This is a genomic window from Nocardiopsis sp. NPDC101807, assembly GCF_044766605.1.
Taxonomy (GTDB): domain Bacteria; phylum Actinomycetota; class Actinomycetes; order Streptosporangiales; family Streptosporangiaceae; genus Nocardiopsis; species Nocardiopsis tropica.
Genome location: NZ_JBIWMK010000005.1, coordinates 120,830 through 147,693, shown reverse-complemented (window position 1 = coordinate 147,693; position 26,864 = coordinate 120,830). Strand labels below are relative to the sequence as shown.

Sequence of the window (26,864 nt, the reverse complement as noted above, 5' to 3'; positions counted from 1 at the left end):
CGCGGCCCGGGCACGCGTGGCCGGATGCGGCCACCGTCACAGACCCGCCGCCGACCTGCGGGTTCGCCGACCCGGTGTGCCCGGCCGCGCACCTGTCGTGACATTCGTCCGGTTCAATGTCCCTCGCCCCTGGAACCGTGTGCCGGTACGGGCGCCACCGTTTCCACACGGCGGTGGAAGACCCGGAGGCCGAGCGGGGAGTGCTCCCGGCCTGCGATCGTGGCCGCATCCCCCAGGACGGCGAGAAGACACCTGAGAGCGACCTGGTTGACCATGAACAGAAGAACCGGCTGGTCCGCCGCGGCGGCGACCGCCGTGCTCCTCCTCGGGACGCCCGGATGCGGGATCCTCTCCGGCTCCGGCCAGCAGGCCCGGGAGCTGGCCGGACACGAGGTCGTCCACGAGATGTCGGGGGACGACCTGGAGGAGCTCGCGGTGCCGGCCACGGTCTCCGAGGCGTCGTGGGTCTGGGAGGGCCCGCGGGACGGAGAGCTCGTGGGGGTCCACCCCGTGCCCACCGGAGCGGTCCTGCACCTGAACGACGGCGTGGTGGGCCTGGACACCAGGACGGGGAAAGAGGTGTGGAGCTACCGCCTCCTGGGCTCCGAGGCCGAGGCCGCCGTCTCCCCCGACGGGACGTTCGTGGCCGTGAGCGCGGGCGGCTACCTCGTGCTGCTGGACTCCGGCACCGGGGTGGAGACGCTCGTGCTCGAACACGGCGGCGCCGGAACGGACCGGCTGGCGGTCCAGCACGCCGGCCTCGTGACCGACGACGGCCTGGTGACGGCGGGGGCCCGGGACGGAGGAGGGGTCGCCGTCTCCTTCGCCCCCTGGGACGACGAACCGGGATGGCGCGGCGAGCGCCTGCGGTGCCCCGGGGGCGCCGGGGACGCACGGGTCGAGGACGGCTTCCTGACGCCCAGCGGCGTCGTGGTGGTCTACGCGTGCGGCGGCTCCGACCTGCGCATGACGAGCCTCGACACCGCCACCGGGGAGGAGCAGTGGAGCCTGGTGCGGGGGCAGGACTTCGACGACGCGGCCGAGCACCCCGAACAGCTCGACGAGGAGACGTTCGCCGCCGCGGGCGACGTGGCCGTGCTCCAGAACATGGCGCTCATGCGCGGCACCCTCGTGATCGACACGGTACGGGGGGAGGTCCTGTCCGAGGCGCTCCCCTCCGGGCCGGAGGACACCGTGCTGCGCGTCCTGCCCCACGGCTACCTGGCGGTCCGCTCGGAGCGCCTGGAGAACGGGCAGTGGGAGGACCGCTTCGAGGTCAGGGACTTCTCGGGCTCGGTGAAGGACACCGTCGTCACGGACGAGAACAGTGTGGGAAGCACCGTCTCCGGCCAGCTCCCCCTCAAGGACTCCCTGCTCAAGCCGAGGTGGTCCGAGGAGGAGGACAACATGGAGGTCGCCGTCTTCGACTGGGACGCGGAAGGCCCCGGGGAGACGATCGCGCTTCCCGTCGAGGTCGACCTCGGCGGGATCGACAGCGTCTGGGAGGTCGAGGAGGCCCTGGGCCCGGGGACCTTCCAGGAGGTCCCCGGCGCCGTGCTCGTGCGCGAACACACACGCGGGGAGCCGGTCCCCCGTGTGGCGGGGCTGACGTGAACGCGCCGGAAGCGCGCGCCCGCGCACGCCCGGCGGCCGGCCGCGCCGTACGGCCCTCGCCGGGAATCGGCCACCCCTGCCCACCCCGTCCAGGACCGGCCCCGAGAGCCTGTTCCCACCACGGCTGGGCCGTCTCCCCCGCTTCACCGACATGACGTTGTACAGCAGCTGACACCGGCCGGGCTCCGACCACTTCTGAGCCGCTCCCCCGTCGCACGAGAAGGAGATCCACATGAGTACCGAGGCAGGCGCGAACCCGATCGAGGCGCAGCAGGGCGGTGAACTCGCCGAGACACTCGCCGAGGCGATGGCGGGCATCGCCGACATGTACGACCACCTTCTGGACGACGCCAGGGCCAGAACGAAGAACAGCGATGTGTCCAACGGGTTCAATGTGTTCAAGAATTCGACCTACCAATCATTTATCGACGTCCAGAACCACGGCATCCAAGTTGCCAACAACATCCAGAGCGGGGCCGGCAGCATCGCAGAAGCCGACTGGGAAAACGCAGAGGATTTCTCCCAGACCTGGCACGGGCACCGAGACATCAACTTCGACTAGGTTTCACAGTTTCAGTCCCCCGAACTCGAGATGAGCGATGAGCGTATTCACCATCGGCTTCACCCAGGACAAAATCGATGACTACACCCACACCGCCGATTCCCTGAAGGAAGAATTCGAGGTCCTGGAGGCCCGCCTCCTGGGACGGGCAAACGACCTGAGTGGAAGCTTCGACTCCGCAGCACAGCAGTTCACCGACATCATCGCCTGGAACATATCCTTCGCGGGCCAGGAAGACTACCAACTCTGGGTCGACGCCTCCACCAACATCAGATTCCTGGTCGGCGTGGCCGACAGGTGGTCCGAGTGCATCCAGGATTTTTGGGACGAGTACAACGCCATCTACGAGGCCTGGAGAGAGGCCAAGAGCTCAGCAGAAGGACGAGTCCCGGAAGGCATTACCTACATCAGCGCCCACAATCCCGAAAGGTCTCTTATCGATTGGGATGCCAACAGGGCCCGTGACCTGTATGACGAACTCTCCGAGACCCGGTCGAGTCTCCGAGAGCGGGCTCGACTGAACATGAGTCGACACGAAGAGCGCGCAGAAGAAATCGCGACCATGCTCAGCGAGGGCCCAACGGAAATCAACGTCCAAAAACTTGTGGACGGCGGGAACGCTGACTGGGGGTTCGCGAGCATCAACCCGTCGGAGTACCTGGACATCAACCAAGATCTCACTCCGGAGAGCGCAGAAGAAACCGCAGAGGAGTTGGCCCCTTACTGGTCCGGCGACAAGCCCCTGGACGACCGTTACCACGAACTCATGCTCACACTGAGCATGATCAGCCTCAATGCCAGGCATTCTCAGAACGAAGGCGAGAGGCTCGACAACGAGACCATCGATTTCCTTGAAACATTCTACACCCAGTTGGAACTGGAGGGGGGTGGGAGCCAGGCCGGAGTTCTTTCTGTCCCGGGGTGGATGGAGGGCGGCCACATGACCGACGAAGAGCGGGAGCATGCCCTCGGGATGCTCGGAGACGGTCTGCTCGTACTCTCCGACAACGAGCTAGGGGGCGGCTACGAACTCCTTCCCGAGAGCGTGAGAACGGCTTCCGAAGGGCCATTCCTCAGCACCGACCCGAACGACCCGGTCTACCACATGTCCACTTATCAGGAGGACGCCCAGGCACTGGCGCAATTCCTTTCCCACACCAGTGATGAACTCGAGGGTGGTTACACCCTCTCAACCAACCTCACCATGTCCACCGGCTCCTACAACTACTTCTGGGGCAGTCAGGTGGAAGGTGGTTGGCTGACTTCCGAGGAGCTCGCCGCGCTCGTCGACGTGGGGACCCGGAACGAGGACTCGAACTATTACGTGCTCACCGGAGACCACCCCCAACCCGTCCCGGAGCTCGGACTCGACCACCATGACTCCTTCCGGGAACAGGCAGTCCAAGGACTTCTCTCCTATGAGTGGCACGACCAGGGAGCCACCGCACGCCAGCTGACCAACTGGATCGCTGAAGACTTCACGAGCACCGACGAAGAAAAGGTCATACGAGCAGGGAACGGTTTTGCCGGTTTCATGGAGATCATGACCGACCCCGACGTGTACGAGGCTCTCACCAAAACCGGCGTGAACGTCACCGAAGGGGAAAACGACTACGCCGACGCCTCCTTCACCCAGTTCAACGGGGAACTCGCGGACAGCCTGGCGGACGTCTTCGACGCCCACATCTACAGCTTCGCCAACGGCGACATCTACGACATCGAACGCGAACCTGTCGAGGGCATCGGCCAGTACGAGCACGACACCGGTCTGGTACAAATGGGTCCCCAGGAGCGTGCGATGTACATGCAGTACCTCATGGGCAACGATGAGTCGGCCGGCCATGTGGTCAACTCGGTGGACTTCTACCAGCAGATCGAATCCATCGCCTATCTGGAGTCCGGCGACTCTCCCAGCAGCGCTCGCGGCACCGGCCAGCTGCAGGCTCTTTTGGAGCAGGCGCTCGAAATGGAATCCCAGAAACGCACCGAAGACCTCGATTACCAAATCGAACGCAGGACTCAGATCGCGGATTTCATCGTCGGTGAGGCCGGCAGCCTCTCGGAGAAGATCCCCGTCATCGGCACTGCCGTGGCCAAGGGCATGGAACTGGGTCAGGAAAGCATCGTACAGGCCATCATCGATGGCGAATACGAGGTCTCTCCGCGCTTCCCCACCTACACCACGGACGAGCACATCGAACGCACCTTCAGTCTGGAGACGTTCGACTTCGTCAGCCGAACCCACCCGGGGGAACTGAACAAAATTACAGACCTCGACGACCTGCGCACACTGGTGGACGGCGGCGCATTGACCATCGAAAACAACGGGGGACCCGTCGACTCTGATGATATCGACGATGATTTCTTCTTCGATGATTCCGTCACACTCAGAATCGAGAAGGACCCCAGCGAGTGGTCAGCCAATGAAATGGTAGAACTCGACACCATGGACAGTGCCATCAGGAACGTTCTGAAGAAGGTCGACATAACGGTCGGCGACGAGGAGGCCAGCGGCGCCTCGTACGTCGCTGAGTTCGTTCCCGACTACACGGGCGCTTACAATGCAACCCGAGATTTCTTTGCCAGCCAGGCACCGGAGGAGGAAGCCAACTGAAGTTTGGCGAAATCCGACCGTCCCGCCGATCCCCTGTCCTGGCTCGACACACCACGGAGTACCCGTTGTCCCACCGCAAACACCGGTTGCCCATCTTGTCGGCGGCCGTTCTGTCCTCCCTGATCCTCGCCGCGTGCACGCCGGGGGACGCCGAAGCACCCCCCGGCGAGCCCGCCCCCGAGGAGAGCTCGTCCCCCGAGTACATCCCCTACTTCTGGGTCGAACGTGAGGTACGGGTGCGCACTCTCGACCGCATGATGACCGAAGGCGACCCGCAGGAGGTCGTGGACAACACCGGCGACCTCGTCGAGCGGCTGTTCGCCACCGGCATCGTCCAGGAGGGAGAGGACGGGTACCGCGTGGAGTTGGACAAGGACGAGTGGACACCCGAGGCCGTCACCCTCGTCAACCGCTTGGACTCCGCTCTGGCCGCAGCTATGGAGGGCAATGAGGTCGCCTGGTGCGGAGAGCCCGTCGCAGGGGACGAGTTCGTCGAGGGCTACACCGACGAGTTCTGGGAGGCCTACGAAACGGCTGAAGAGTACGAGGAGAGCATCACCGACTACGTCGACTGCGGCACAGGCGAGTTGAACTGATGACGGGGCCTCTTTCGACGACACCTCGTCAGGGCGGGAGGGTCGGTCGCCAGCGGCCTCGGACGAACGGATCCGGCCATGGACCGCGCCCCCGTGACGCCGACCACCGCGTCGGCGGCCGCTCCGGGGGGCGCTGCCGCCCCGGCGCCCGTGTCCCGGGCGAACCCGGTCCTGGATGCGCTGTCGGGAAACGAACCATGACACCCTCGGAGTGATCCCACCCTTCTGCCACCGCCCCCGTGCACCTTCCCCGACCTCCGCCACCGACCTTCCCCGAAAGGCAGCTCCATGCGGCGTTCCCCCGCCCTGACCCCGGCCGTGTGCCTGCTCGCCCTCGCCGCCCTCACCGCCTGCACGAACACGTCCGGCGGCGCCGACGGTCCCGCCGAGACGGTCGAGGACCTGGCCGAGGAGGGGCTGACCGGGCTGGCCCTGCTGCACCGGGGGTTCGAGGGCGGCGACCCGGAGACCGACCAGGTCCTCGTGTTCCACGACCCCGCGACGGGGCAGCCGCTGCACCGGATCGCTCTCCCCGACGGGGCGGTCGACCCCATGGCCCCGTCGGTCCCCGTGCACGCGCAGTTCTCCGAGGACTGGGCGTTCTTCGCGTACGCGACCACGGAGCCCAACGCCGTGAACGTCGCCGTGCTCACCGACCCGGAGGACGCCGGGCAGGCCGACGTGGAGGAGGTCTCCTACCAGCCGGTCGAGACCGTCGCCCCGGCCGCCGGCGAGGTCCTGTCGCAGCCGGTCATCCACGGCGACCGGCTCTGGTTCGTGTCCGACAACGAGCAGGACGGGGCCCCGCCCCAGGTCCTGTCGGTGCCGTTGGACGCCCCCACCGGCACCCCCAACCAGGAGGGGAGCCTCGCCCTGGGCGAGGCCCAGCGGCCCAGTGACTGGACCCTCACCCCCGAGGGGGCCCTGCACATCCGCAACAGCGTGCAGACGCAGCAGATGAACGCCTCGGGCGGGGGCAGCCTCGTGGTGCGGCAGACCGACGGCAGCGTGGTGAACGCGACCCTCAACGCCGACGGCGGCCAGTGGCAGACCTTCGACGGGGCCCCGGTGTGGGGCGAGGGCACCGCCCTCCTGCGCCCGGACACCGCGGGCGGCGCCGACACGCCGCCGGGGGCGTACCTGGTGACGGTCGAGGGCCAGGGCCACCGGGCGACACGGCTGCTGGAGGAGGCCGACGGCCCGGTCGAGCAGTACGCGCCCGCCCCCGGGCGGGAGGCCGTCCTGCTCCAGACCGGTGAGTCCTGGTACCGGGTGGATCTCGCGGACGGCTCCGTGGAGGGGACCGCCGAGGCCTTCCCGCGCTTCCACGACGCGTCCATGGACGGGTGGCCCCTCGCGGTCCGCTGGGCGACGGAGCCGGCGGCCGGCGAACCCGGCGCCGCCCCCTCCGAGTCCCCCTCCTCCTGAGGCCCCCAGCGCATCCCCGCACGTGGCCGGAAGCGGCCAGCCGCCTCCGCCTCCGCCCCCGGTCGGACCGGGGCGGGGGGCCGGGAAACCCCCGTCCGGGGTGGATCGATGCGCCTCCGGTCCGCCGGGCCCCGCGGGAGCAGGGTTCCCCTGCCCGCCGCCCGAGGTCACGAGACGCGCACCTCCGTTGACCGAGAGGTGAGATCCTTACTATCGTCCGTATCCTCCCCTTCCTCCTGTGACCACACGCTTCCCCGTGCGAACAGGGGCCGGAGGGCGAACCCCACCCGACTTTCCGGAAAGGTCCAGATGTCGCACGTCGGTCTTGAAAACGTCAACAGCCTCTCCACCGGCGGTGAGCAGCTCGGGCAGGAGTCCGACGGCCTCCGCACCCAGATGAACCAGCTCATCCAGGACATGGTCAACGACGCCGACTCCCTCCAGGGCCAGGCGCTCACCGACTTCCGCCTGGCCCGCGAACAGCTGACCGAGCGCTTCGACGAGCTCATGACCTGGTGCAGCCAGAACGGCATCAAGCTCAACGAGGGCCAGCAGGAGTTCAACGTCACCGACACGGACTCCAGCGCCGAGTACTCGCAGGCCGGGAACGACCTCGGCGGCCTCAGCCGCCCGGTCAACGTCTGAGCCCCCGTACCTCTCCCCGCTCCTCCCTCCAGAAAGGCTTTCCCCCATGGGTTCCCAGTTCGACGTGTACGGCGACGTCGCCGGCCTCCAGGGCCTGGCCGAGGACCAGCAGGCCCACCTGGGCCGCTTCTCCGCGATCATGAGCCAGATCAACGAGCAGTCGGAGTCGACGGTCAGCCAGTGGGAGGGCTCCGGCAGCGCCCAGTTCCAGGCCAAGGCGTCGGAGTTCGACACCCAGTTCTCCGAGGTCAACTCGGCCTTCGCGAAGGTGATCGCGGCCACCAGCAACACCGCGGACAACTACGGTCGGCTGACCAAGTACCTCGACGGTCTGTTCTAGTAGGCTGAGCGGCGATGTCCTCCCCGACCCCGACGTCCCCGCCGGCCTCCCCCGATCCGGACCCGCAGCTCCCCGAGGCGTTCCACTACACGCCCAACGAGGAGAAGTACGTCCTCCAGGCGGACGCCCTGCGGCACCGGCAGCTGCGGTCGGCACTGCTGTACGGGTCGAGCCGCTACTGGCGCCGCAGGCAGCAGGTGTGGCCGGCGGTGATCGGCGGCCTGATCCTGGTCGCGCTGATCTGCGGGGTCATCGCCCTCGTCGGGGCCTTCGGCCGGCAGCAGGAGGTCAACGAGGAACGCGGGTGGGGCAACACCACCCGTCAGCAGATGATCCAGAGCCCCCTCACCGACGTGTCCCCCATCCCGTAGCACCCGTGACACCGGTGCCTCCGGGCCCAGCCCCCCTCCGCCCGAGAGGCGGGGGAAACCCTCCACCACGAACGCCACAAGGGGGTCGCCCTCCCGTGTCCGGCTCCGAGCACGCCCCCTGGGCGCCCGGGTACGACACGTCCGCACTGCTCCACCAGGGGCGGCGCGCCCGGATCGTCCGGGCGACGCGCTCCACCAGCGGTGCCGACGTCGTGCTCAAGGTCCTCCCCGAGGCCCTGGGCCGTGCCGAGCTGAACCAGCTCCGCGACCTCGCCGGGGTGCCCGGCGTGGTGCCGCTGCTGGACGCGGGGACCACCGCCGACGGCGACGTGTTCGTGGTCCTGCCGTTCTACCCGGACGGCTCCTTCGGCGACATGCTCGTCCGCAGGGGGCCCGCGCCGGTGCAGGAGGCCGCGGCCGTCGCCCGGAGCGCGGCGGCGGCGCTGGGGGCGATGCACGGGCGGGGCCTGCTGCACAACGACGTCTGCCCGGGGAACATCCTCCGGGCGGGGCGGACGCCGGTCCTGACCGGTTTCGGCTCGGTCCAGCGGTCCGGTGAGGCCCTGCCCCCGCCCGCCCCCGGCACGGAGGCCTTCCTGCACGCGGCGCCGGAGGTGCTGCGCGGCGAGGCCCGCACGCCCGCGACCGACGTCTACCAGCTGGCCTCCACCGTCTGGACGATGCTCGCCGGGCACGCGCCGTTCTCTCCGACGGACGGCGGCCCGTTCGACGCCCGGACGTACGCGGAGCGGGTCCTCTCGGAGGAGCCGAGCCCGGTCCCCCGGCAGGACGTCTCCCGCAAGCTGCGCGGCGTGCTCACCCGTGCCCTGGCCAAGCTCCCCGAGGAGCGCTTCCCGAACGCGTCGGCGTTCGCCGCGGCGTTCGAGCAGGCGCGCACGGCCCGGTCCGCCGCGCCGTCGGCCGGTTCCACCGGCGGCCAGGCCCCCCTCCCGGGGACGCGGGAGCCGGCGGGCGGCGCGGCCGTCCCGGCGACCGGACCCCAGGCGCCCCCGTCGGGACCGCAGCCCCCGGCCGCGCAGTGGTTCCCCAGCGGCCCCCAGACCTCGCACGCTCCGGTGGCCCCGTGGACCACCGGGCCGAACACCCCTCCGCACGCCCCTGCGGTCCCGCACACCGGCCCGCAGGGCTCCCACGGCGCACGGCAGGCGCCCCCCGCCTCCCCCGGGTCGGACCCGGCCCCGCCCAAGGCCCCCGAGGCTCCACCGTCCGGCCCACAGGTCCCCGCCACGGGACCGCGTGCCCCCCTCTCCGCGCCCGGCGGAGCACAGAACCCCTATTCCGTGCCCTCCGGACCCCAGGCCCCTCCTGAGGTCCCCTGGGCCCCAGGCGACCCGACGGCCCACCGCGCACCCTCCGGACCGCACACCCCGCCGAACGCCGCGCCCACCGGTCCACGGGCACCGCAGGCCGACGCCGGGCAGACCCCGTACCCCGCGTACGCACCGTCCGGCCCACAGACCCCCCACGGTGTGCCCTCCGGGCCCCAGGCCCCTCCTGAGGCCCCCTGGGCCCCAGGCGACCCGACGGCCCGCCGCGCACCCACCGGGCCCCAGGCCCCGCCGGCCGCCCAGCACGGACCCGCGGCGCTTCCCGTCGCTCCCCCGCCGGCCACGGGCCCGCACGGCACGCCTCCGGGCGGCGCCCGCCCCGCCACCGGCCCCCAGTCCCCTCCGGAGCGGCGTGCGCCGCTGCGCCGCCCCACCGGCCTGGAGGGGAGCAGGCTCCCGGCCCTCGACGCCGGCGGCACGGCCGAGATCATGATGGCCAAGATGCGCGGCGAGGAGATCTCCCCGCTGCGCGCCTGGTCCCGGCTGGAGGGGTGGACCGGCACCGCCGAGTCCTCCTTCCTCCCCGTGGACCGGGCCCCGGACGAGAAGGACGACGTCCCCGTGTGGTCCCCCTCCCAGGACGGGGAACGGAGCCAGGGGCGCTGGCGCCGCCACCTCCACATCGGCGTCACCGTCTGCGGCATCCTGCTCGCCACCAGCGTCTCCGGCGTGTTCGCCGCGACCGGCCCCGAGGAGCCCGCGGTGACGGCGGCGGCCGAGGAGCCCGAGCCGGAGGCCCCGGCCGAGGACCCCGCCGCGGACGAGGTCGTCGCGCCCGAGGCGCCGCCGGAGGTCTCCGCGCCGTCGCAGGTGCTGTTGTCCGACAACTACGGCTCCGTCGAGCTGGCCTGGACGGACAACAGCGGGGGCACCGCCTCGTTCTTCGTGTTGGGCGGCCCCCGGGACCACCCCCCGGCCACCCTGGCCAGGACCGGTCCCGGCGTGGTGTCCGCCCAGGTCGTCACGGCCGTCGCCGCGGTCGAGTACTGCTTCACCGTGGTCGCCGTGGACGGCGCGTCCGCCCCCTCCGACGAGGTGTGCACGACCCGCGCCGCGGACCGGGCGGAGGCCGAACGCCTGGAGGAGGAAGAGGAGGAGCGGCAGCGCGAGGAGGAGGAGCGGGAGGCGGAGGAGGAGGCCGAACCGTCGCCCTCGCCCAGCCCCCCTGCCGCCGACTGACCCCCCGTCCCGGCGGGTCCGGCGGCACCGCGCCGCCCTGCCCGACCGTCCGCCTGTGACGGGGGGCATACCGGGCGAGAACGTCCTCGGATAGCGTTTGCTGACTTCAGCCGCGCGTCTACTCTGGGAGCCGTCCCTTGTCCGGGGTCATCATCGGGTTCGGCGTCATCGCCAGCATCGTCGTCATCGGCTACATGCTGGGACGTCTGCCCATCCTGGGCCCGGGGGCCAAGGAGGTCCTCAGCAAGCTGGCCTTCTTCGTGGCCGGCCCCGCGCTGATGTTCACCATCCTGGCCGACACCGACCTGTCCCTCCTCGCTTCCGGTCCGGTCCTGGTCAGCGCGCTCAGCGTCGCCCTGGTCGCCGTCCTCTTCATCGCCGTGGGCGCGGTGCGGCGCTGGGGCGTCGGTCTGACCACGGTCGGCACCCTGTCCGCCGTCTACGTGAACGCGGGGAACCTGGGCATCCCCATCGCCGCGTACGTCCTCGACGACGCCTCGCTGGTCGCGCCCATCCTGCTCATGCAGCTCCTCTTCCTGGCTCCGGTGGCCCTCACCGTCATGGACCTGAGCCGGGGCGAGGTCCGCGGGTTCGGCCCGGTGCTCCGCCGCGCGCTGGGCACCCCCTTCCGGAACCCGGTGGTGATCGCCTCCCTCGCGGGCGTGCTGCTGTCCCTGTCCGGCTGGGAGCCGCCCGAGCCCCTGTTGGAGCCCTTCGAGCTCCTCGGCGGCATGGCGGTCCCGGCGATGCTGCTGGCGTTCGGCATCTCCCTGCACGGCGGGGGCCTGCCGGGCCGGGGACCCGACCGGGCGAAGGTCCTGTTCGGGGTCGTCCTGAAGTCGGTGGTCCTGCCCCTGACCGCGTGGGCCCTGGGCGCCCTGGCGTTCGGGCTGACCGGGCCGTCGCTCTTCGCCGTGGTGGTGCTGGCGTCGCTGCCCACCGCCCAGAACGTGTTCACGTACTCGGTCCAGTACGAGGTCGGCGAGAACATGGTGCGCGAAGTGGTGCTGCTGTCCACCTTCCTCACCGTCCCCGTCCTGATCGCGGTCGCGTTCCTGCTCGGCTGAGCCTCCCCGCCGGGCCCGGCGGCCGTCCGCGCGGTGCGCCCGGCCGGACGCCGGCGTGAGGCGCCGCGGCTCGGCCCGGCCGCCCGGAGCGGCGTCCGCGGGCCCCGCCACCGCGTGGGCCGCGCGGTGCGCACGCCGTCCCGGCGCCTGCCGCCCCCTCCCCGGTAGTGCTGGCTGTAGTACGGGAACGCCCGGACGCACCAGTGTTCCCGGGAGCCCGGAAACCTAGGTTCGAGGGGTAGGAAGACCACCTCCCGGGAGCACACATGCAACGAGTCCCCCGCGCCCTCCCCCTTCTGGCCGCGCCCCTGATGATCGCCGCCGCGCTCCTGCCCGGCGCGGCCCCCGCCGCCGCCGCGGTCGGAGCCGTTCCCGCGGCCGAGCCCGTCCCGCTGACCGCCGAGAGTGCCCGGGAGTTCGTCGACACCCGTGTCGCCGAGCTCCTGGAGGAGCACGGCGCCCCCGGGGTGGCCGTCACCGTCGTCGGCGGCGGGGAGCAGCTTGCCTCCGCCTCCCACGGCTACTCCGACCTGGCCGAGCGCACCCCCCTCGACCACACCGCCCAGGTCTTCCCCCTCGCCTCGGTCTCCAAGTCCCTGACGGCCGCGGCGGTCCTCACCCTGGTGGACAGCGGGGAGATCGACCTCCACGAGGACGTCAACGCCTACCTGCCCGAGGACGCCCGGCTCGCCACCGACGGCATCACCATGCACCACCTGCTCACCCACACCGCCGGCTTCGAGGAGCTGGTCGACATCCCGTTCGCGAGCGACACCGCCGCGCACCTCACCCTGGACGGGGTCGCCCGCACCAGGGAGCCGGAACAGCTCTACGAGCCGGGCCGGTTCCCCGCGTACTCCAACCACGGGTCGGGGCTGGCCGGGTTCATCGCCCAGGAGGTGAGCGGGGTCCCCTTCGACGAGTTCGTGGAGCAGGCCGTCCTGGGGCCGCTCGGCATGGCCGACAGCGGGTTCGTCCAGGTCCACGAGGCCCGGGGGTCCCTCGACCTGCCCTCGTTCCACCTGGCGGACGGCTCGGTCCCCGAGGACCTGCACGTGTCCGCGACCCCCGCCGGCGCCGCCCTCGCCACGACCGACGACATGGCCCGGTTCATGCTCGCCCTGCTCGGCGGGGGTGAGCTCGACGGCGAACGGGTCCTGCCGGAGAGCGTCCCCGCTCTGATGACGGACCGGCAGTTCGAGGTCCACCCCGAGCTGGCGTCGATCGGCTACGGCACGTACCAGTGGCGCGGCGGGGACTCCCCCGTCGTCGGCCACGGCGGGGACCTGGTGGGCATGCACACCGGCTACACGCTGGTCCCCGCCATCGGCGCGGGCCTGTTCGTCGCCGTCAACGGCGACGACACCTCGCCGGAGACACAGGCCAACCCGATGCTGGACCTGCGCATGGCCGTGTCCTCCGCGTTCTCCGAGACGTTCGCCCCGCAGGCCCCTCCGGCCGGCGAGGCCGACCCGGGGGCCGACCTCGGCCCGTACACGGGCAGCTACATCACCAGTCGGCGCGCCGGGAGCGGACCGGCCCGGCTCAGCGTCCTCCTCGACAACATGGTCGTGCGGGACGGCGGGGACGGGACGCTCTCGGTCGGCGGCGGGATGGCCCTCGACGACCGCTGGCTCCCCGCGGGGGAGGGCCGCTTCGTCGCGGAGAACGGCGGGGACGAGCTGGTCTTCCTGGAGGAGGACGGCGAGGTCGTCGCCCTCGCCACCGGCTCCAACCCCACGCAGGTCTACGAGCGGACCACGTTCCTGACCAGCCCCCTCACGCACGGCGTCGCCGCGGCGGCCTCCCTGCTGGTCCTGTTCACCGCGTTCGTCCAGTTCCGCCGGGCCCGCGACCGGTTCACCGTCGTCGCCCGGGTGCTGGGGTCGCTGACCGCCCTGGCCTGCTACGCCGGCGTCGGGATCCTCGCGTACGGCCTGTTCGTCGCCCCCCACAAGGTGGAGGAGTGGATCTTCGGTGGGTCCCTCATGCTGACCGCGCCCCTGGCCGCCGCCGTCCCGCTGGCCCTGGCCACCGCCGCCGTGGCCGCGACCGCCTGGGCGCGGGGGCGGCTGAGCACGGCCGGACGGGTCCACCTCTCCCTGGTCGCGGTGGCCGCCGCCGTGTTCGTCGCGGTGGGCGCCCAGTACGGCTTCGTGTGGGGCCTGTCCTGACCCGGCCCGGGCCGCGGGGCCGCCGGACCGGCGCCCGGCTACCGGGATCCCGCGTGTCGGCGGGCCTCCCGGGGGAATACTGACGGTGCGGGCCCGCCCCCTCCCCCTTGGGGGGCGGGTCCTCCTCGCGGGAAGGGGCCGGTGCGCTCGCGCGCACCGGCCCCTCACCTGTGCCGTGTGCCCGCGGCCGGATGCCTTGCCTCCCGGGGGGCGGCCGCGACCGTCCGGTCCCGGGGCGCCCGAACCGGCCGGGGGCCGGGTCGGGCGCCGCGCGGGGGCGGAGCCTAGCCCCAGGCCAGAGCGGTCAGCTCGGGGTCCTCCAGCGCGGTGCCGATGTCCCGCAGCACCTTGGAGCCCAGCTCGCCGTCGACCAGCCGGTGGTCGAAGGACAGCGACAGCGTCGTCACCTTGCGGATCTTGAGCTCACCCTTGTGCACCCACGGCATGTCCCGGATCTGGCCGAAGGCGAGGATCGCGGCCTCGCCCGGGTTGAGGATCGGGGTGCCCGCGTCCACGCCGAACACGCCGACGTTGGTGATGGTGACGGTACCGCCGGACATGTCGGCCGGACTGGTCTTCCCCGCCCGCGCCGTGTCCGTCAGCCGCTTGAGCCCCGCCGCCAGCTCCGGCAGCGTCATGGCGTCGGCGTCCTTGACGTTGGGCACCACCAGTCCGCGCTCGGTGGCGGCCGCGATCCCCAGGTTCACGTAGTCCTTGACCACGATCTCCTGGTTCTCCTCGTCCCAGGCGGCGTTGATCTCCGGGTGGCGGCGGACCGCCATGAGGAGCGCCTTGGCGACCAGCAGCAGAGGCGACACGCGCACGTCGGCGAAGTCGGGCCGCGCCCGCAGGCGCGCGACCGCCTTCATCGTCTTCGTGACGTCCACCTGGAGGAACTCGGTGACGTGCGGCGCCGTGAACGCGCTGCCGACCATCGCGGCGGCCGTGTGCTTGCGCACCCCCTTGACGGGGATGCGCCGCTCGCGGGCCGACCGGTCCGCGGGGGCCGCCGGAGCGGCCTCCGGCTGCGGCTCGGCCGGCGCCGGGGCCCGGACGGCCTCAGCCGCGGCGCGGACGTCGTCACGGGTGACGATCCCGCCGTCGCCGGTGGGCGCGACGGACCCCAGGTCCACTCCGAGGTCCTTGGCGAGCTTGCGCACCGGGGGCTTGGCCAGCGGACGGCCCGCGGGGCCGGACACCGGGGCCGGGGCCGGGGCCGGGGCCTCGACCGCGGCGGGGGCGGGCGCCGGAGGCGCCGCCGACGGCGGCGGGGGCGGTGACGACGGGGCGGGCGGGGACGGGCGCCGGCGGGCGCGGCGCTGTGTGGGGGCCGCCTTCTCGCCGTAGCCGACCAGAGGCTTCTCCCGCACCTCCGTGTCCTCGCCGTCCTCCGCACCGGACGCGGAGCCGCCGGTGCCGTCGTCCACGGTGATGATCACCGCGCCGACGTCCACCGTCTGGCCCTCCTCGGCCAACAGCTCCCGCACCGTGCCCGCGAACGGGCTCGGCAGCTCGACGACCGCCTTGGCCGTCTCGATCTCGCAGATCATCTGGTTGACCTTGATCTCGTCACCCGGCTTGACGTACCAGCTGAGGAGTTCGGCCTCGATCAGCCCCTCGCCGACGTCCGGCAGCCTGAACGACTGCACGCCGTCGACGGCGGGCGCACTCTTCTGAATCGCCATGTGCTTCGGTTTCCCCGATCCCTAGTACGCGAACGCCCGGTCGACCCCGTCCAGAACCCGGTCGAGGTCCGGGAGGTAGTACTCCTCCAGACGCGACTGCGGGTAGGGGGTGTCGAAGGCGGCGACGCGGATGACCGGCGATTCCAGGTGGTAGAAGCACTCCTCGGTGACGCGGGCCGCGATCTCCGCGCCGGGGCCGCCGGTGAGGACCGCCTCGTGGGCGACGACCAGGCGCCCGGTCCGGCGCACCGACTCGACCACGGTCGGGTAGTCCACCGGGGAGAGGGAGCGCAGGTCGATGACCTCGATGGAGTGCTCGGTGTCGGCCTCGGCCGCCTGGAGGGCGGTCTTGACCATCGGGCCGTAGGCGAGCAGGGTCACGTCGGTTCCGGGCCGGGCCACGCGCGCGGCGCCCATGGGGACGGCCTCGGCGATGGAGGCCCCGGTGTCGACCTCGGACTTCTCGTAGTAGCGCCGCTTGGGCTCCAGGAAGACGACCGGGTCGTCGGAGCGGACGGCCTGCTGGATCATCCAGTAGGCGTCCTCGGGGTTGGCCACCGAGACCACGCGCAGGCCGGAGGTGTGCGTGAAGTACGCCTCCGGGGACTCGCTGTGGTGCTCGACGGCGCCGATGCCGCCGCCGTAGGGGATCCGCATGACCACGGGCATGCTAAGCGTGCCCGCCGAACGCCTGCGCATCTTGGCCAGCTGGGTGAAGGTCTGGTTCGCCGCCGGGAAGAAGAACCCGTCGAACTGGATCTCGACCACGGGGCGGTAGCCGCGCATGGCCATGCCGATCGCGGTGCCGACGATGCCGGACTCGGCGAGCGGGGTGTCGATGACCCGGTCGGCGCCGAAGTCCTTGTACAGGCCGTCGGTGACCCGGAAGACGCCGCCGAGCCTGCCGACGTCCTCGCCCATGACGAGGACCTTGGGGTCGTGCTCCATGGACGCGCGCAGGCCGGCGTTGATGGCCTTGCCGATCGTGAGGCTGGTTCCCATGGCCTAGCGGCCCCCTTCCGCGCCGGCGCTCTCGAAGGAGGCCAGGTAGTCGGCGAACTCGGACCGCTGCCGGTCGATGTGGACGTTGGGCTCGGCGTACACCTCGTGGAAGATGTCGAGCGGTTCCGGGTCGGGCAGCGCGCGGCACTCGGTGCGCACCTGCTCGCCGATGGCCTCGGCCTCGGCGTCGACGGAGGCGAAGAACTCCTCGTCCGCGAGGCCGTTGAGCTCGAGGTGGCGGCGGACGCGCAGGATCGGGTCCTTGGCCTTCCACTCGTCGAGTTCGGCGGAGGCCCGGTAGCGGCTGGGGTCGTCGTTGGTGGTGTGGGCGCCCATCCGGTAGGTGAACGCCTCCACCAGTGTGGGGCCGTTGCCCTCGCGGGCGTTGTCCAGGGCCGCGCGGGTGACGGCGAGGACGGCGAGGACGTCGTTGCCGTCCACGCGCACGCCCGGGAAGCCGAACCCGGCGGCGCGCCGGTAGATCGGCACACGGGACTGGCGCTCCAGGGGCTCGGAGATCGCCCACTGGTTGTTCTGGCAGAAGAACACGACCGGGGCGTTGTTCACGGAGGCGAAGTTGAACGCCTCGTTGGTGTCGCCCTGGCTGGTGGCCCCGTCGCCGAAGTAGGAGATGACGGCGGTGCCGTCCTCGCCGAGGGCGCCGTCGCGCTGGACGCCCATGGCGTAGCCGGTGGCGTGCAGGGTCTGGCTGCCGATGACGATCGTGTACAGGTGGAAGCCGTGCTCGTGGGGGTCCCAGCCGCCGTTGGTGACGCCGCGGAACATGCCGAGCAGTTCCTTGGGCTCGATGCCGCGGCACCAGGCGACGCCGTGCTCGCGGTAGGAGGGGAACGCCATGTCGTGGGGGCGCAGCGCCCGGCCGGAGCCGATCTGCGCGGCCTCCTGGCCGAGCAGTGAGGCCCACAGGCCCAGTTCTCCCTGGCGCTGGAGGGAGACGGCCTCGCTGTCGACCCTGCGTACGAGGACGAGGTCTCGGTAGAGCGCGCGGATCTCCTCCGCGCCGATGTCCAGGGGGTAGTCGGGGTGCCCCGTGAGCTCCCCTTCCGGTGTCAGGAGCTGGATGAGCTCCGGTTCCTCGTGCGCGGTGGTGTCCGACACGTCGCTCCTCGGGTTCTCGGGGCCGGGTTCGCGTGGGTGAACGCTGATCGGCCGTTTCACGGTCCGTCTCACCCGGGGGTGGTGGGTGAGGGCGGACAGCCCTCCCCATATCGTGACAGACCTCACTATGGAGAGCGCAAGCCCTCGGCGTCACCTTTTACGCTGTGGGCCCCATGATCCACGACGGCCGGCCGACCCGATTACCAGGGCTTCCTAGCATGTACAAGGTCTTCCAACAACTTTGTGGACGCTTGTCGGAGCGGGGCGCGCGAGGCCCGGACGGGTCCTCCGTTCGGGTGTGTCGGAAGAGGCGGTACGGACCGGTCGGGGCTCGGACGGCGCCGCAGAGGCCCGTGGGCGACCGGCGCGGGGCGACAGCGGAGGGAACGCAGGCCGGCGGGGCGCGGGGTGGTCGGCGCAGGGGGCGCGGGGCGCGGGCCTCCGGAGCGTGGAGAGGGCGCGCGGGCGGGTCCGCGGGAGCGGCGGTCCGAAGGTCGCCTGGGGGGCCGGGGCCGTTCGGGGCCCGGCTCGCCGGCCGGCGGGGACGGCTCGTCGGCGGCCGTCGGCGGTCGTCGGCGGTCGGGCGACGGGTCGGTCCGCCCGGCGACGGCGGCGCCCCGGCGGGCATGCGCGCCGACGGGGCTCGGACCGGGCGGCTCACGGCCGGGACCGGCCACGGGTGACGGGTACGGGGGACCGAAAAGACCTCGGGGCGGGTTTGCCGGCCCGCCCCCGACCAGGGTCCTCGGTGCCGCGCGCGGCCTAGTCGGCGGCCTGCGCCGGAACGCGCATGCCGCGGTCGCGGGCGTAGTCGGAGAGCATCTCGCGGAGCTGGCGGCGGGCCCGGTGCAGGCGCGACATCACCGTCCCCAGCGGGGTCCCCATGCGCTCGGCCACCTCCTTGTAGGCGTAGCCCTCGATGTCGACGAGGTAGATGACCTCCTGGAACTCCTCCGGCAGGCGGGCGAGCGCCTGCTTGATGGCGGAGTCCGGCAGGTGGTCCAGGACCTCGTTCTCGGCGGACCGCATGCCCGAGGACGTGTGCGCCTCGGCGGCGGCCAGCTGCCAGTCCTTGATCTCGTCGGTCGTGTCCTGGCGCGGTTCGCGCTGCTTCTTGCGGTAGCTGTTGATAAAGGTGTTGGTCAAGATCCGGTACAGCCAGGCACGCAGATTCGTACCCGCACGGAACTGGTGGAAATTGGCGAACGCCTTCGCGAAGGTCTCCTGCACGAGATCCTCGGCGTCCGCCGGGTTGCGGGTCATCCGCAGCGCCGTGGGATAGAGCTGGTCGGCGAACGGCGTGACCTCGGTGGCGAAGTCCAGCGTCTGGTCCTCGCTCCCGGGTCCGCCGGTCGTGGAGGCCTGGTCCATTTCGATAGTCGTCAAGATTCCCCCTCCGTGACGACCGGACGATTACTTCCACACTGTTAGACGCCACCACGTGCTCTCAATGATGACATCAATGCGCGTGATACGAGTCACGAACGTACCGAAAACGTCCCCGGCACTGTTAAGCGTGCGGTAAAAGCCCGGCGTGCCGCCTGGTCAGAACCTGGTCCCGAGCCATACCCGTTCCCGCGTGCCGTACGCTTGCGTCGCCCCCTCCGGCCGGTCCGGTGGGTGTGGCCCGCCAGCCGCAGGCACATGCGGCACAACCGTTTCCTTGTGGAGGACCCTGTGGCCCGCGTCGTTGTGGACGTCATGCTCAAGCCCGAGATCCTGGACCCCCAGGGCCAGGCCATCGCCGGGGCCTGCCCCCGTCTCGGCTTCGAGGGGATCGGCCAGGTCCGCCAGGGCAAGCGCTTCGAGGTGGAGGTCGAGGGCGAGGTGGACGACGCCAGGCTCGCGGACGTCCGCCGCCTGGCCGAGACCCTCCTCGCGAACACCGTCATCGAGGACTTCGAGGTCCGCGTCGAGGCCTGAGCCCCCGGCCCGCCTCCCGTGAGATCCGGCACACCGGACACCGGCGTCACGCCGGCGACCGGCCCGGACCTCGGAAAACGGGTGGCACCGAGCAGGCCCCGAGTGTCCCGGGTGTCGGAAGTGTCCATAAACCACCAGTCGCGTCCCCAGGGGGCGCGGCTGTTCGTTTTACTCCGGCCGCCCTCGGGAAGGTTCTTTACCGTGCCGGGCTGCATACGACAACGGAGTACGAGAGGTTTACGGATGGACACCGTTTTCTCGATCTCCCTGCCAAGGCAGGCGTACACGGTCTCCGTGGTACGCGACGTCCTCGGCACCTTGCTCGACAGGGCCGGCCTCTGCCGGAGCTGTGCCGACGACGTCCTGCTGGCCGTCTCCGAGGCCAGCGCCAACGCCATCGACCACGGCGGGCCCGCCCGCGACTACGTGGTCGAGGCGGAGCTGGGGGGACACTGGTGTGAACTGCGGATATCCCACACCGGCAGGGCGCCGGACCCCGAGGCCGTCGCCGAGCGGTTCACCACGGACAACATGCCCCTTCCGGGTCTGGACTCAGAATCCGGAAGGGGCATCCTACTGATGCGGTTCCTGATGGACGAGGTCGCCTTCGAGGGGGAGCCCCGCACGACGGTCCTGCTGCGCAAGCGGGTCGCCCTGTGCGACGAGGCGTCGGCCGCGGGCCACGTCCCGGAGGCGAGGTTCGCCCTGCTCTGAACCAGCCGCACCCCGCGCACCGTCCGCGCGGGGTCCGGTGCGTCCGGAGCCGATCCCCGGGCCCGTCGGATGTGTCGCACACCACGCCGCGGTCCCGCCCCCGCGCCCCGCGTCGCGGTCGGCGCGGGAAGCCCCCCGCCGTCCCCGCACGGGGCCGGTTCCTGTGGGGTCGCACACGCGGACCCCCGTCCCGGTGGTTCCCACTGGGAGGATCACACAGGAGCGGGCCGCCCGGAGGGGGTGACCGTCGTACCCGAGCACAGGTGAGCGGGTACGCTGCGGAGTGCGGAAGCCCCCGCCCCCGGTTGGCGGGGCCAGGCACCGGCATCTCCTCGCCGAACGCTCCCCGTGTACGCGGGGGCGGATCCCAACCTCTCGGAGTGTGCTCATGACAGCCCGTGTGGGCGTCGTCACCTTCCCCGGCTCCCTCGACGACAAGGACGCCGCGCGCGCCGTCGCGCTGGCGGGCGCCGAACCCGTCTCGCTCTGGCACGCGGACGCCGACCTCAAGGGCGTGGACGCGGTCGTCCTGCCCGGCGGCTTCTCCTACGGCGATTACCTGCGCTGCGGCGCCATCGCCCGGTTCGCGCCGCTGATGTCCGAACTGGTCCCGGCCGCCCGCTCGGGCGCGCTGCCGGTCCTGGGCATCTGCAACGGCTTCCAGATCCTCTGCGAGAGCCACCTGCTCCCCGGGGCCCTCACCCGCAACGCCTCGCTGCGGTTCGTCAACCGCGACCAGGTGCTCCGGGTCGAGAACGCCGGCACCGCGTGGACCGGCGACTACACCGAGGGCCGGGAGATCCTGGTCGTCCTGAAGAGCGGCGAGGGGAGCTACGTCGCCGACGAGGCCACCCTGGACGAGCTGGAGGCCACCGGCCGCGTCGTGGTCCGCTACGTCGGCGGCAACCCGAACGGGTCCCGCCGGGACATCGCCGGGATCACCAACGAGCACGGGAACGTCGTCGGCCTGATGCCGCACCCCGAGCACGCCGTCGAGGCCCTCACCGGTCCCTCGACCGAGGGTCTCGGCTTCTTCACCTCGATCCTCAGCCACATGGCCGCCGGTTCGCCGGTGAACGCCTGACCCGCACACCGAACAGGGGACGGTCCTCGCGATGATGGCGCTGCTGCGCTCCCGAAACACGATGTTCATCCTCGCCGCCGTGGTCATCGTCGGCCTGGTGGTCTCGGCGGGGCTCGGCCTCTTCAACGCGATCGGCTCCGCCCCCACCGCTCCCGCGGCCCCGCCGCAGGGCCAGGGGCAGGAGGGGCAGGGCGGACAGGGCCCCGCCCCCGACGCCCCGCCGGACGTGGACGTGCTCGGACAGGCCCCGGCGGGCCTGTCCTACGTCTCCGACCCCGAGGCCGACGTGTACTGCGAGCAGAGCGAGTGCGTCCGCCTCGTGATGGTCCTGACCGAGGACGGCGAGCTGCCCGAGGACTCCCGCGAGTCCGTCGAGACGGTCCTCGCCCACCTCGCCGAACACGGGTGGGAGGAGCAGAGCCCGCAGGAGGCTCCCGAGGGCCAGGCGTTCCTCACCGACGGCGACCACCTGCTGGCCGACACCTCCTCCCACGACACGGCCGACGCCTCCGCGATGCTGATGCTCGGCGACGCCGAACAGGCTCCGGCCACCCCCTGACCACGACCTCCCGCGCCGGTCGGCGGACGCCGCGGCCCGGCCCACATCCGCACATCCCGAACGGAACCACGCATGTCTGAAGTACCTGGCCTCGACACCGTCGCCGTGGCGCACGAGAACCCGGACACCCCGCAGCCGTACGCCGAGCTGGGCATGGCCAAGGACGAGTACGAGCGGGTCAGGGAGATCCTGGGACGCAGGCCGACCTCCGCCGAGCTGGCGATCTACTCGGTCATGTGGAGCGAGCACTGCTCGTACAAGTCGTCCAAGGTGCACCTGCGCCAGTTCGGCGAGAAGGCCCCCGAGAACGACGCCCTCCTCGTCGGCATGGGCGAGAACGCGGGCGTGGTGGACGTCGGCGACGGCCGCGCGGTCACGTTCAAGATCGAGTCGCACAACCACCCCTCGTACGTGGAGCCGCACCAGGGCGCGGCCACCGGCGTGGGCGGCATCGTCCGCGACATCCTCACGATGGGCGCCCGCCCCGTGGCGGTGATGGACGCGCTGCGGTTCGGTCCCGCCGACGCCGAGGACACCAAGCGGGTCCTGCCCGGCGTGGTCTCCGGCATCTCCTTCTACGGCAACTGCCTGGGCCTGCCCAACATCGGCGGGGAGATCGGCTTCGGGGCCGGCTACATCGGCAACCCCCTGGTCAACGCCCTGTGCGTGGGCGTCATGAAGCACGAGGACATCAAGCTGGCGCAGGCGCCGGGACCGGGCAACAAGGTCGTGCTGTTCGGCTCCACGACCGGCCCCGACGGGATCGGCGGCGCCTCGGTGCTGGCCAGCGCCACGTTCGACGACGAGTCCCACGCCAAGCGGCCCAGCGTCCAGGTCGGCGACCCGTTCATGGAGAAGCTCCTCATCGAGTGCAGCCTGGAGCTGTTCGAGAAGGACATGGTCGTCGGCATCCAGGACCTCGGCGCGGCCGGCGTCTCCTGCGCCACCACCGAGCTCGCCGCGGGCGGCACCGGCGGCATGAACATCCGGTTGGACCGCGTGCCGCTGCGCGACCACCGGCTCACCCCCGAGGAGATCCTCATGAGTGAGTCGCAGGAGCGCATGATGGCGATCGTCGAGCCCTCCAAGATGGAGGAGTTCCTGGCGGTCTGCGACAAGTGGCAGATCCTGGCGACCGAGATCGGCGAGGTCACCGACGTCACGGCCGAGGAGGCCGCGCGCGGCGGCCGCCTCGTGATGACCTGGCACGGGGAGACCGTGGTGGACATGCCGCCCCGGACCGCCTCCGACGAGGGCCCCGTCTACGAGCGCCCGTACGCGCGCCCCGCCTCGCAGGACGCGCTGCAGGCCGACGACGCCGCCGGCCTGGCCCGGCCCGGCACGGACGCCGAGCTGCGCGAGCAGCTGCTGCGCGTCCTGGGCGCCCCCGGCGTGGGCGACCCGACGTGGGTCACCCAGCAGTACGACAGCTACGTGCGCGGCGACACGGTGGTCTCCACGCCCCACGACGCCGGGATGATCCGCATCGCCGACGACTCGCACCGGGGCGTGGCCCTGTCCACCGACGGCAACGGCCGCTTCACCCGCCTCGACCCGTACGCGGGCACGCAGCTGGCGTACGCGGAGGCGTACCGCAACGTCGCGGCGACGGGCGCCCGCCCGCTGGCCGTGACCAACTGCCTCAACTTCGGCTCGCCGGAGGACCCCGGGGTGATGTGGCAGTTCGCCGAGTCCACCCGGGGCCTGGCCGACGCCTGCCTCCAGCTGGGCACCCCGGTCACCGGCGGCAACGTGAGCTTCTACAACCAGACGGGCGACGTGGCCATCAACCCGACGCCGGTCATCGGCGTGCTCGGCGTGATCGACGACGTGCGCTCCCGGCTGCGGACCGCCTTCGGCTCCGAGGGCGCCCGGGTGTTCCTGCTGGGTGAGACCCGGCCCGAGTTCGGCGGGTCCGCGTGGGCCGACACGATCCACGACCACCTGGGCGGGCTGCCGCCCCGGGTGGACCTGGCCGCCGAGGCCGCGCTGGGCGAGGTGCTGGCCACCGCCGCCGAGAGCGGACTGGCCGACGCCGCGCACGACCTGTCGGACGGCGGCCTCGGGGTCGCCCTCGCCGAGTCGGCGATGCGCGGCGGCCACGGCGTGCGGGTGACCGTGGACGGCGACGTCTTCACGGCCCTGTTCAGCGAGTCCGGCGCCCGGGCGGTCGTCGCGGTCCGGCCCGGCGAGGAGGAGGCGTTCGTGGCGCTCGCCGGCTCGCACGGCGTCCCGGTCGAGCAGATCGGCGTGGTGGGCGGCGACTCCCTGTCGGTCACCCACCCCGGCGGCGCCGTGGAGGTCCCGCTGGCCGAGCTCCGCGAGGCCTACGAGGCGGCGCTGCCCGCCCTGATGAGCGGCGTGTAGCCACGGTTCCGCGGAGGCGGGGGCGCCTGTCGGGCGTCCCCGCCTCCGCGTCCCGGCCGACCTTCGGTCACCGGCTCCCAAGGAAATCCTCCAGGGGTCTGCTCGTGCGTGTACGGGCTTCCCGACAGTCGGCGGCGCGTCCGGAAGTGCCGGGTCGGGGGAGGGACCCGGCGGTCCTGGGGTAGGACTGGTGGAGGGGGGTGGTGCGATATGCGACGAGGCAGGTTGAAGGGCCCGCTCGGCAGCCCCGAGCGCCCTGCGAGCGCGCTGGGGTTCCGGCTGGTCCTGGCCGTGTTCGGCGCCCTGGTGATGCTGGTCGGCCTGGTCCTGGCCCTGGCCTGGGACGCCGAGGCGTGGCTGGTCGTCCTGCTGGTCGCGGGGTTCGTCGGCACCTGCGTGAACGTGTACTGGGTGGACCGGCGCCTGAGGTACGAGCGGCCGCGCTCCTGACCGTCAGCCCCGGGCGCCCTGCGCCGGGGAGAGGGTGACGGCCACCGGACGGTGGTCGGAGTGGGGCAGGTCCGGGTTGGCGGGGTCGGCCGCCTCCAGGTCCCCCGTGTGCAGGATGTGGTCGATCTGCCGGTCGGAGCCGGTCTCCCCGGAGAGCGTGGGGAAGGGCCGCGCGCCGGCGAACGCGTCGGTGAGCCCGTGTTCCGTGAGCAGGGGCCAGGCGGTGCTGCCGGGTTCGACGTTGAGGTCTCCGGCGACCACGACGGGGGCGCCCCGGTTCCGGGCGTCGAGGGCGATCCGGGCGATGTCGCGCAACTGCTGCCGCGAGCCGTCGTCCCCGAAGCCGTGATCGCGGGGCTGGACGTGGGTGGAGACCACCGTGACCTCGGCGCCCTCCCAGTCCACGGTCACCTCCAGGGCCTGCGCCCCCGTGGGGCCGCCGGGCGTGAGGCGGTGCGTCCTCTGCCGGGAGACCGGCAGGGAGGTGAGCACGGCGTCCCCCCAGAACGGCCCGTCGGCGGGCCCCCAGTAGGCGGTCATGCCGAGTTCCGCGGCGAGCATCGACAGCCCGTCGTGGCCGCCGTTGAGCATCCACCCCCGGTCCACCTCGCTCAGGGCGACGATGTCGGGGGCGAGGCCGCGCAGGGCCTCGGCCTGCTCGCGGACGGCGAGGCGGCCGTCCATGCCGTAGCCCATGCGCACGTTGTAGGCCGCGACCCGGAGGCCGTCGCCCGGGGCGTCGACCGCGGGCGCGGGCGCCGCGGTCAGGGGGTGCAGGGCCGTGGTCGCCAGGGTGAGCGCGCCCACCCCGGCGACGGCGGCGAGCGGGCGCCGGGCCGGGGCCCGCCGGGGCTCCGCGGCTGCCCTGCGGGGGGAGGCCGCGGCGGCGGCGAGCACGGCCAGCGCGACGAACGGGACGTACCCGTTGGGGGCGTACAGGTCGTAGGAGGCGTAGAACGCGAAGACCAGGACCGCCAGCAGCAGGAGGCCCGTCGCGGCGGACAGCCCGGTGCGCGTGGCCGTGGCGCCCGCCGCGACGGGGCGCACCGCCCAGCCCGCGCACGCGGCCAGGGCCCACTGGCCGACGAGCACCGCGACCAGGGCGGGTGCGGCCCCCGTGCCGGGCGCCCCCGGGGAGGAGGCCGCCCACCAGAGGCAGAGCAGGGCGGCCAGGAGGACCGCGAGCACCGTCCACGGGCGGCCGGAGAGGGCACGGGGATGCAGTGCGGCGGCGACCGACAGCACGGCGGCGGTGGCCACGGCGGCCGCCCCCAGGGGCGACTCCGCGAGGGCCTGGCCGACCGCCGGGTTGGCCGTGTGGAGGCCGCTGAGGAAGAGGAGCGGGCCGAGGGCGAGCCAGGCGCGGGCCGGGGCCGGGCGGGCCGGGGAGGGCGCGGTCCCGCGGACGCGGAAGAGGAGGAGGGCGAAGAGGGCGACCTCCGCGGCGGCCGGCCCCCACGCCACGGGGGCCGGCCGCCACACGAGGTCGACCGTGCCGACGAGGGTGTGGACGACCGCGCTCGCGGCGACGCCCGCCACCACGCCGGTCATCACCCCGGCGCCGCGCAGGCGGCCGTCGACGGCCGACGCCGCCGCCGTGCACGCCAGCCACACGGTTCCGGCGCCGACCGTGGCGGAGGCGGCGTAGAGCTGGGCGTCCCCGCCGTCGGTCGCCTGGAGTGCGAGGCGGCCCGCCGCCATCAGGCCGGCGGCGGCGAAGGCCGTGGTCGCGGGCGGCACCACGCGCGCGAGGAGCACGAAGGGGAACGGCGCCAGGAACCAGGCCAGCGCGTACGCGCCCATCAGCGCGGGGCTGGTGGATCCGGCCTGCCCGAACAGGGTGATCAGCGACGGCAGGAACACCCGGAGGGCGTCCAGGAACAGGACCGTCCCCACCGCCGTGGCGACCCGGTCCTGGCGCATAGCCCTCCGCTCCTCGACGAACATGAGCGATTCTCATGTCTTGCGCCCGGCGGGGCAAGGGGGGCGGAGCGGATCTCCGCGGACCGGCACGCGCGGCGC

General features: G+C 72.1%; 22 protein-coding genes. 17 read left to right on the top strand and 5 right to left on the bottom strand.

Annotation, left to right across the window (positions count from 1 at the left end; translation table 11 throughout):
• The first annotated feature begins 273 nt into the window (after positions 1-273).
• The 11 genes from ACIRPH_RS16900 (at position 274) to ACIRPH_RS16850 (ending at position 13,939) form a co-directional block, all read left to right on the top strand.
• Positions 274-1,614 (top strand): PQQ-binding-like beta-propeller repeat protein, encoded by a 1,341-nt coding sequence (locus ACIRPH_RS16900; protein WP_402915162.1) that lies wholly within the window; start codon positions 274-276, stop codon positions 1,612-1,614.
• Positions 1,615-1,846: 232 nt separating this feature from the next.
• A complete protein-coding gene (locus ACIRPH_RS16895) occupies positions 1,847-2,176 on the top strand; it encodes a hypothetical protein (protein WP_402915160.1) in 330 nt (109 codons plus the stop codon).
• 37 nt (positions 2,177-2,213) lie between these two features.
• Positions 2,214-4,790 carry a hypothetical protein gene (locus ACIRPH_RS16890; protein ID WP_402915158.1) on the top strand — a complete coding sequence of 859 codons (2,577 nt, stop codon included), beginning with the start codon at positions 2,214-2,216 and terminating at the stop codon, positions 4,788-4,790.
• Positions 4,791-4,876: 86 nt separating this feature from the next.
• The gene (locus ACIRPH_RS16885) at positions 4,877-5,386 is read left to right on the top strand and encodes a hypothetical protein (RefSeq protein ID WP_402915155.1); all 510 of its coding nucleotides are present in this window, start codon (positions 4,877-4,879) and stop codon (positions 5,384-5,386) included.
• Positions 5,387-5,674: 288 nt separating this feature from the next.
• The gene (locus ACIRPH_RS16880) at positions 5,675-6,814 is read left to right on the top strand and encodes a hypothetical protein (protein ID WP_402915152.1); all 1,140 of its coding nucleotides are present in this window, start codon (positions 5,675-5,677) and stop codon (positions 6,812-6,814) included.
• Positions 6,815-7,123: 309 nt separating this feature from the next.
• Complete coding sequence (locus tag ACIRPH_RS16875; RefSeq protein ID WP_402915150.1) at positions 7,124-7,459, top strand: hypothetical protein; 336 nt, start codon at positions 7,124-7,126, stop codon at positions 7,457-7,459.
• Between the two features lie 46 nt (positions 7,460-7,505).
• Positions 7,506-7,799, top strand: a complete 294-nt coding sequence (locus ACIRPH_RS16870; RefSeq protein ID WP_267947611.1) for a WXG100 family type VII secretion target — start codon at positions 7,506-7,508, stop codon at positions 7,797-7,799.
• A gap of 14 nt (positions 7,800-7,813) precedes the next feature.
• Complete coding sequence (locus tag ACIRPH_RS16865; protein ID WP_402915148.1) at positions 7,814-8,170, top strand: hypothetical protein; 357 nt, start codon at positions 7,814-7,816, stop codon at positions 8,168-8,170.
• A 95-nt stretch (positions 8,171-8,265) separates the two neighbouring features.
• A complete protein-coding gene (locus tag ACIRPH_RS16860) occupies positions 8,266-10,698 on the top strand; it encodes a protein kinase (RefSeq protein ID WP_402915146.1) in 2,433 nt (810 codons plus the stop codon).
• A gap of 137 nt (positions 10,699-10,835) precedes the next feature.
• Positions 10,836-11,765: an AEC family transporter gene (locus ACIRPH_RS16855; RefSeq protein WP_402915143.1), complete on the top strand. Its 930-nt coding sequence runs from the start codon at positions 10,836-10,838 to the stop codon at positions 11,763-11,765.
• Between the two features lie 266 nt (positions 11,766-12,031).
• Positions 12,032-13,939 carry a serine hydrolase domain-containing protein gene (locus ACIRPH_RS16850; RefSeq protein ID WP_402915141.1) on the top strand — a complete coding sequence of 636 codons (1,908 nt, stop codon included), beginning with the start codon at positions 12,032-12,034 and terminating at the stop codon, positions 13,937-13,939.
• A gap of 284 nt (positions 13,940-14,223) precedes the next feature.
• Here ACIRPH_RS16850 and ACIRPH_RS16845 read toward each other — a convergent pair whose 3' ends face one another.
• The 4 genes from ACIRPH_RS16845 to ACIRPH_RS16830 all read right to left on the bottom strand — a co-directional run bounded on the left by ACIRPH_RS16845 (position 14,224) and on the right by ACIRPH_RS16830 (position 19,131).
• The gene (locus tag ACIRPH_RS16845) at positions 14,224-15,624 is read right to left on the bottom strand and encodes a dihydrolipoamide acetyltransferase family protein (protein WP_402915139.1); all 1,401 of its coding nucleotides are present in this window, start codon (positions 15,622-15,624) and stop codon (positions 14,224-14,226) included.
• A gap of 21 nt (positions 15,625-15,645) precedes the next feature.
• Positions 15,646-16,626 (bottom strand): alpha-ketoacid dehydrogenase subunit beta, encoded by a 981-nt coding sequence (locus tag ACIRPH_RS16840; RefSeq protein WP_402915138.1) that lies wholly within the window; start codon positions 16,624-16,626, stop codon positions 15,646-15,648.
• 3 nt (positions 16,627-16,629) lie between these two features.
• Positions 16,630-17,745: a pyruvate dehydrogenase (acetyl-transferring) E1 component subunit alpha gene (gene pdhA, locus ACIRPH_RS16835; protein ID WP_402915137.1), complete on the bottom strand. Its 1,116-nt coding sequence runs from the start codon at positions 17,743-17,745 to the stop codon at positions 16,630-16,632.
• A gap of 762 nt (positions 17,746-18,507) precedes the next feature.
• Positions 18,508-19,131: a sigma-70 family RNA polymerase sigma factor gene (locus ACIRPH_RS16830; RefSeq protein WP_402915134.1), complete on the bottom strand. Its 624-nt coding sequence runs from the start codon at positions 19,129-19,131 to the stop codon at positions 18,508-18,510.
• Positions 19,132-19,422: 291 nt separating this feature from the next.
• Between ACIRPH_RS16830 and purS the strand changes: the two genes are divergently transcribed.
• From purS to ACIRPH_RS16800, 6 genes are all read left to right on the top strand, one after another.
• Positions 19,423-19,668: a phosphoribosylformylglycinamidine synthase subunit PurS gene (purS, locus tag ACIRPH_RS16825; protein WP_267947602.1), complete on the top strand. Its 246-nt coding sequence runs from the start codon at positions 19,423-19,425 to the stop codon at positions 19,666-19,668.
• 243 nt (positions 19,669-19,911) lie between these two features.
• A complete protein-coding gene (locus ACIRPH_RS16820) occupies positions 19,912-20,382 on the top strand; it encodes an ATP-binding protein (RefSeq protein ID WP_402915132.1) in 471 nt (156 codons plus the stop codon).
• Positions 20,383-20,770: 388 nt separating this feature from the next.
• Positions 20,771-21,466: a phosphoribosylformylglycinamidine synthase subunit PurQ gene (gene purQ, locus ACIRPH_RS16815; protein WP_267947600.1), complete on the top strand. Its 696-nt coding sequence runs from the start codon at positions 20,771-20,773 to the stop codon at positions 21,464-21,466.
• Between the two features lie 31 nt (positions 21,467-21,497).
• Positions 21,498-22,025 (top strand): hypothetical protein, encoded by a 528-nt coding sequence (locus tag ACIRPH_RS16810; RefSeq protein ID WP_402915129.1) that lies wholly within the window; start codon positions 21,498-21,500, stop codon positions 22,023-22,025.
• A 72-nt stretch (positions 22,026-22,097) separates the two neighbouring features.
• Positions 22,098-24,392 carry a phosphoribosylformylglycinamidine synthase subunit PurL gene (purL, locus tag ACIRPH_RS16805; protein WP_402915126.1) on the top strand — a complete coding sequence of 765 codons (2,295 nt, stop codon included), beginning with the start codon at positions 22,098-22,100 and terminating at the stop codon, positions 24,390-24,392.
• A 210-nt stretch (positions 24,393-24,602) separates the two neighbouring features.
• Positions 24,603-24,842, top strand: coding sequence for a hypothetical protein (locus ACIRPH_RS16800; protein WP_402915124.1), 240 nt, complete (start codon positions 24,603-24,605; stop codon positions 24,840-24,842).
• Between the two features lie 3 nt (positions 24,843-24,845).
• On the opposite strand, the gene ACIRPH_RS16795 is transcribed toward ACIRPH_RS16800, so the two are convergent.
• Positions 24,846-26,765 (bottom strand): endonuclease/exonuclease/phosphatase family protein, encoded by a 1,920-nt coding sequence (locus tag ACIRPH_RS16795; RefSeq protein WP_402915121.1) that lies wholly within the window; start codon positions 26,763-26,765, stop codon positions 24,846-24,848.
• Between the last annotated feature and the right edge of the window lie 99 nt (positions 26,766-26,864).

Coding starts and splice junctions, on each gene's coding strand:
- ACIRPH_RS16800 (WP_402915124.1), top strand. CDS start 24,603: ATGCGACGAGGCAGGTTGAAGGGCCCGCTCGGCAGCCCCGAGCGCCCT.
- ACIRPH_RS16870 (WP_267947611.1), top strand. CDS start 7,506: ATGGGTTCCCAGTTCGACGTGTACGGCGACGTCGCCGGCCTCCAGGGC.
- purL (WP_402915126.1), top strand. CDS start 22,098: ATGTCTGAAGTACCTGGCCTCGACACCGTCGCCGTGGCGCACGAGAAC.
- ACIRPH_RS16890 (WP_402915158.1), top strand. CDS start 2,214: ATGAGCGTATTCACCATCGGCTTCACCCAGGACAAAATCGATGACTAC.
- purQ (WP_267947600.1), top strand. CDS start 20,771: ATGACAGCCCGTGTGGGCGTCGTCACCTTCCCCGGCTCCCTCGACGAC.
- ACIRPH_RS16840 (WP_402915138.1), bottom strand. CDS start 16,626: ATGGGAACCAGCCTCACGATCGGCAAGGCCATCAACGCCGGCCTGCGC.
- ACIRPH_RS16895 (WP_402915160.1), top strand. CDS start 1,847: ATGAGTACCGAGGCAGGCGCGAACCCGATCGAGGCGCAGCAGGGCGGT.
- ACIRPH_RS16845 (WP_402915139.1), bottom strand. CDS start 15,624: ATGGCGATTCAGAAGAGTGCGCCCGCCGTCGACGGCGTGCAGTCGTTC.
- ACIRPH_RS16875 (WP_402915150.1), top strand. CDS start 7,124: ATGTCGCACGTCGGTCTTGAAAACGTCAACAGCCTCTCCACCGGCGGT.
- ACIRPH_RS16900 (WP_402915162.1), top strand. CDS start 274: ATGAACAGAAGAACCGGCTGGTCCGCCGCGGCGGCGACCGCCGTGCTC.
- ACIRPH_RS16865 (WP_402915148.1), top strand. CDS start 7,814: ATGTCCTCCCCGACCCCGACGTCCCCGCCGGCCTCCCCCGATCCGGAC.
- ACIRPH_RS16820 (WP_402915132.1), top strand. CDS start 19,912: ATGGACACCGTTTTCTCGATCTCCCTGCCAAGGCAGGCGTACACGGTC.
- ACIRPH_RS16880 (WP_402915152.1), top strand. CDS start 5,675: ATGCGGCGTTCCCCCGCCCTGACCCCGGCCGTGTGCCTGCTCGCCCTC.
- ACIRPH_RS16850 (WP_402915141.1), top strand. CDS start 12,032: ATGCAACGAGTCCCCCGCGCCCTCCCCCTTCTGGCCGCGCCCCTGATG.
- ACIRPH_RS16810 (WP_402915129.1), top strand. CDS start 21,498: ATGATGGCGCTGCTGCGCTCCCGAAACACGATGTTCATCCTCGCCGCC.
- ACIRPH_RS16795 (WP_402915121.1), bottom strand. CDS start 26,765: ATGCGCCAGGACCGGGTCGCCACGGCGGTGGGGACGGTCCTGTTCCTG.